At 46.3% G+C, this 5444-nt stretch carries 4 protein-coding genes; 1 reads left to right on the top strand and 3 read right to left on the bottom strand.

Annotated elements, in window-relative coordinates; translation table 11 throughout:
- Positions 1 to 18: 18 nt before the first annotated feature.
- Together EA408_01140 and EA408_01135 are read right to left on the bottom strand one after the other, a co-directional pair.
- Positions 19 to 2388: a T9SS C-terminal target domain-containing protein gene (locus EA408_01140; protein TVR75076.1), complete on the bottom strand. Its 2370-nt coding sequence runs from the start codon at positions 2386 to 2388 to the stop codon at positions 19 to 21.
- A gap of 108 nt (positions 2389 to 2496) precedes the next feature.
- Positions 2497 to 3510 carry a glycoside hydrolase family 5 protein gene (locus tag EA408_01135; protein ID TVR75075.1) on the bottom strand — a complete coding sequence of 338 codons (1014 nt, stop codon included), beginning with the start codon at positions 3508 to 3510 and terminating at the stop codon, positions 2497 to 2499.
- A gap of 155 nt (positions 3511 to 3665) precedes the next feature.
- Here EA408_01135 and EA408_01130 point away from each other — a divergent pair, with 155 nt between their 5' ends.
- Entirely contained in the window at positions 3666 to 5018 is a 1353-nt protein-coding gene (locus tag EA408_01130) for a hypothetical protein (protein TVR75074.1), read from the top strand.
- A gap of 84 nt (positions 5019 to 5102) precedes the next feature.
- Here EA408_01130 and EA408_01125 read toward each other — a convergent pair.
- On the bottom strand, positions 5103 to 5444 hold a 342-nt coding region (locus EA408_01125), incomplete at its 5' end, for a hypothetical protein (GenBank protein TVR75073.1).

Raw genomic sequence — 5444 nt, 5'->3', positions numbered from 1 at the left:
TAAGAATTCCTGATATGCTCACTTTACCATCAGAATACCGGACCTTACCTTGTTAGAAGATGAAATTTTTATTATGTACAGTCCGCTATCAAACTCCGACCTGTCGATCTCCAGTTCCTTCACACTGTCATACCTGAGGTGCAGGCTGCCGGTTACATTGTATATGGCGATATCTGAAAGTTCTCCGGTGCGGATAAACAGACTGCCATCTGCCAGCGGATTGGGGAAGAAAAGCATCTCACTGCCGGTGGCTGTAACCCCGTCAATCCCGGTATCCACATCAAAATTGGCTGTAATGTTCTTGTCACTGTCCATTATTATCTCCAAAGGATTCTCTTCTCCGTCTGCATCACCGCTCCAGCCGGTAAATATAAACCCGTCATCTGCAACAGCAGTGAGAATGACCGTATCGCCTTCAAGGTATTCATCCTGATCGGGATCAATGGTCACCATCCCGTTTTCAGAAGTTACCGTAAGGATATAGGTGACCGGAATCTCGGCAAAAACTGCAACGATGTCTTTATTGGCATCCATGGTTATCTGAAGTGGGTTATCGTCACCTATGGCATCGCCGCTCCACCCCTCAAAGAAAAACCCTTCGTCGGGGACTGCAGTAAGGGTTACGGTTTCACCATCCTGGTATTCCTCCTTCTCAGGATCAACTGTAACCGATCCATTCTCAGCCGTTACGCTGAGTGCGTAAAGTGCAGCGAAATTTGCAGTAATGTCCATATCGGAAAATATAAAGAGGTCAACCGGGTTTTCGGTGCCAGTAATATCACCACTCCAGCCGGTGAACACATACCCCTCATCAGGAACCGCCGTAAGGGTATAGGTTTCACCTCCCATAAACAGATCAGTTTCCGGATCAACCAGAACATTACCATTCTCAGCCGTTATGTTCACATCGTAGGGAATGACAATCGTTAACCGTTCCAGGACGTAGTCATAAAGTGTAAAACCTTTGGTGTCTGCACCAAGGTCAAAAACCAGGCGGGTAGCAGGGTCTGTCGGGTCACTCATCTGGAAAGTGAACGAGTGTTCCTGAATATCTGTTCCTACGGTCTTGCCATGAAAGCCGCTGTAGGCGCCCCAGGGACTGGAGGCCCGGCCTGCATAGGTAGAGATACTCTTGTTCCCGTCGGCCGAAGCTTTGAATGCAACCCTGTAATTCCTTCCTTTTTCAAGCAATATGCCTGACTTGACAAGCTGAACGTTCCAGGCATCGCTGCCAACAATTGAAATACTGATATCAAGCTCACCTGTTTCGTTTACCATGGTGGCAGATGCACCACCACCAGTATTCAGTGACCATCCGTCATTATTGGTGGTAAAGTCACTGGCGTATATTGTATCCCTCAGTGTTTCCGTCGGATCTCCAATGGTGTTGTGCAACAGGGCATCAACCAGCTCCTGCCTCAGCTGGCCACTATTTCGGTCGTAGATCCCGAATCCAGCGCTGAACTCCCAGTAGGCCCAGCTGAAACCAAGCTGCTCGAAGTATCTTGAATTAAATGTTGTCCACCTTACACGGGAGTCCATGTCAGCCCTGCTGTATGCCCCGAATTCACCGACATGAACGGGTATGTTATGCTCTTCACTGAACTGAAGGGCGGCACGGAAGTCACTCTCAATAGCCTCCCTTTCGGCTTCGGTATCATTCCATCGGGTGCCAAGCCAGGCATCGGCATCGCCGCCCACCCATGAAGCCCCCTGGTGTGTAAACTGGAAGGGGCTGTAGTAGTGTACCGTCAGGATCAGGTTGGGATCATCAGGCAGCACCAGGTGACCCAGTCCGCCCAGTCCGCCCCAGTCCGCCGTCCCGATCAAAACCATCCTGTCAGGATTGGTAAGCCTGATTTTTGAAAGTGCTTCAGGGAAAAACTCATTCCACTTCTGAGGGGTGAAATTGCCGTGAGGTTCATTGAAGATCTCAAAAAGCAGGCTGTCAGGGTAGTCTTTGAAATACTCCGCGATCTGCTCCCACTGCGATAAAAACCGCTCCTTCTGACCATCCGGATCATTAAGCAGTGCATCATGATGATGCATATTTATTATTACATGCAGATTGTGATACAGGGCTGTATCAATTACCGATTTCAGTCTTTCAAAAAACTGAACATCAATGGTATATGGCGGCTCATCCATGCTTCTTGGTTCCCATCTGACAGGCACGCGGATATGACTGAAGCCAAGCTCGCTTATGATCCCGGCATAATCATGATTCCATGGGTTGCTCCATGCAGTCTCCGATGGTGCTTCAAAAGTGTTCCCGATGTTAATTCCCCGACCCAGCCTCTGGTTCATCTCAAAAGCAGGAGTGCTATCATTTGCATTTGCAAATGAGAATACCAGGGCACTTATAACAAAAATTACCGTTACCTTCATGATCTCTTTTATTTTCGTTTGTCAATGGATTTATTCAAAAAACAACCTTGTCACAACATCTATCCCGGGCGGCACAGCTTACCTGATATGTCAGCATGCCGGAAATAATCAGGGAATCTCATTATGCAGCAAAGCATCAACCAGTCCTTGCCGGAGCTGTCGGCTCTGTCTGTCATATATTCCAAATCCTGCACTGAACTCCCAGTAGGCCCAGCTGAACCCCATCTGCTCGAAATAGCGGGTAACCCAGGTTGTCCATCTGACCCTTGAATCCATGTCAGCTGCACTGTATGCCCCGAATTCTCCGATATGGATCGGTATATTATGTTTTTTGCTGTAATCCAGTGCAAATTTGAAATCATCCTTAACCGCCTGCCGCTCTTCATCAGTATCATCCCATGTTGTCCCGACCCAGGCATCAGCCCCTGATGACCAGCTGGCTCCCTGGTGGGTGAACCGGAAGGGGTTATAGTAGTGAATTGTAAGAATCAGGTTGGGATCATCAGGGATTTCCAGGTGACGAAGTCCCCCAAGTCCGCCCCACTCGGCGGTCCCCACCAGCACAGTCCTGCCGGGATTGGTGACGCGTATCACCGACAGGGCTTCAGCAAAAAATTCATTCCACATCCGGGCAGTAAAATCGCCATGCGGCTCATTGAAAACCTCAAAAAGGAGACTGTCAGGGTAGTCGCTGAAATATCCGGCTATCTGTTCCCACTGGGCAAGGAACCTCTCTTTCTGTCCGGAAGGATCTTTCAGCACATTATCATGATGGTGCATGTTTATGATTACATGAAGTCCGTGCTCCAACGCCTTGTCAATAACCCCTTTGATCCTTTTAAGAAAGTCCGGGTCTATGGTATAGGGCGGGGTTTCCATGCTCCTGGGCTCCCAGCGGACAGGTACCCTGATGTGGTCAAACCCCAATCCCGAAATTATCTGTACATATTCGGGATTCCATGGATTGCTCCAGGCATTTTCTGATGGCGCTTCAAAGGTGTTTCCGATGTTAATTCCCCGTCCCAGCCTTTGGTTAATTTCAAAGGCTGTTCCGGATCCGAAGGAAAAGGCGGGCAAGGTAATCAGAATAAACAGAGGTAAGACAACAAGTAATTTTTTCATTTTCAGAATTATTTTGGTCGGATAATAGTTTGCGGCTATTTTACATTGACCACAATAATACAAATTTTGTCCTTTTTTCGGGCCTTGAGTGTTGAATAATTCTTAATATATTTATCGGGCTCTTCTTTGACCTGATATTGATAAATACTTCGGCAATGCATAACAAACTGTCAATAAGCTTACTGATCCTGACCTTAATTACAATTGAGATTTCCGGCAGGATAATTATCGTTGACCATATGATCTCAACAGAGAAAAGCGGTGAATACAACATTGCAACCCGCCGTACCGGCAACGGAAATTATACTGCCTTCAGATCGATTCAGCAGGCGGTTGATTATTCAGAAAAGGGCGATACTATCATTATCAGGGGAGGGATGTACAAAGAAGCCGTGGAAATAAAGAAAGACGGAATAGCAGTGATGAGCTTCAGCGGTGAAAATGCTGTAATAGACGGAAACAATCCGCGGTTTGGGCCATTAATAAGAATAGAGGGAACAGATATTAAGATATCGGGGTTGTCAGTTATGCACTCATCAACCTTCGGTATCTATGCCACCCGTTCAGCAAACGTATTGATTGAGGGCTGCCGTGTGGCTTATTCTGAGGATGGCGGTATTGTATTTAACCACTCAGAGAATGTAATCATTGACAACTGTATTGTTCACCACAATAATTACAAGGGTCTTGCCGCCGCTCATGAAGGCATTACCATAAGGAACACCAGGTATTTCGAGGTAAGGAATTGTGAGGTTTTTGATAATAAGGAGGAGGGAATTGATGCCAAATACGGCACCTCACACGGGAAAATCTATAATAACCATGTATACAGGAATAACGGCCCAAACATATATATTGACAAGGCCAACAATATTGAAGTATTCAATAATATTGTACATGATGCAGTTGAAAAATCAGGTATCTCCGTCAATATTGAAAGCACATACCACCCTGAAGGCACAAAATGGACCATCAGTAACATCAAAATATACAACAATTTGATCTATAATAATTCAGGGGGAATAGGATTCTGGATTGAACCGGGAAGGGGGGCAGAAGAAAAGGCGCACTGGGACAGTATATTTATCTTTAACAACACCCTGGTAAACAATTCAAGGGAAAGCACCACACGCGGCGGGGGTATATACATCGTCAATGGCGAATCCCATAATTATGGAGACAACATCCATATTGTGAATAATATTATCTGGGAACGGACAAATGGCTTCTCCAGAAGCCTCAGAGACAATGCCGGTGTAATTGACAAATTCATAATTTCAAACAATATCCTGCGCGCAGGTGAGCCGACTGATGCTGAAGGAAAAAATGCAATTATTGTAACCGGGATCGGGTTTTATGACAAGTTCAACCATAATTACCGGCTTAAACCAGGATCTCCTGCCATTGGCAATGGATGCGAAGAGCTGGTTCCACTCTTCGACCTTGACTACATACCGAGGCCACAGGGCAGGCGGCCGGATATTGGTGCTTTTGAATGGGTCAAATAACACCGGTTACGGAAGTGACCTATCTGATCAGGCAGGAAAATAAGATTTCTTCCCTGGATACACTTGCCTGATTCTTGCATACTATTAATTCAGATTAATGCCGAGAACAAGTCCGACCCACGGTTTATTGCTGTAGATCCAGTGGTCCCGGTTGTCATCAAGCAAAATATCAATTCCCACAACAAGTCCCACCGTTATCTCCCCTATACCAACAAGGCCAGCAATACCATTCATCCAGACCACACCGTCGTATTCAGAGGTGATAACGTCATTGGTAACCCAGGGATTTATCGCGGTGTTCCCTATTCCGGTAAAACCCCCGAAGGAATATCCAAAATGTTTAATGGAACGACTATGATATCCTGCCGGAATCTTCTCGTAGCCAATTCTGTAAACATCATTCCTGAAACCTATATAGAGAGCTCC

Source organism: Marinilabiliales bacterium (assembly GCA_007695015.1).
Classification (GTDB): Bacteria; Bacteroidota; Bacteroidia; order Bacteroidales; family PUMT01; genus PXAP01.
The sequence above is the reverse complement of the archived record's forward strand: the minus strand, read 5'-3'. Positions and strand labels throughout refer to the sequence as shown.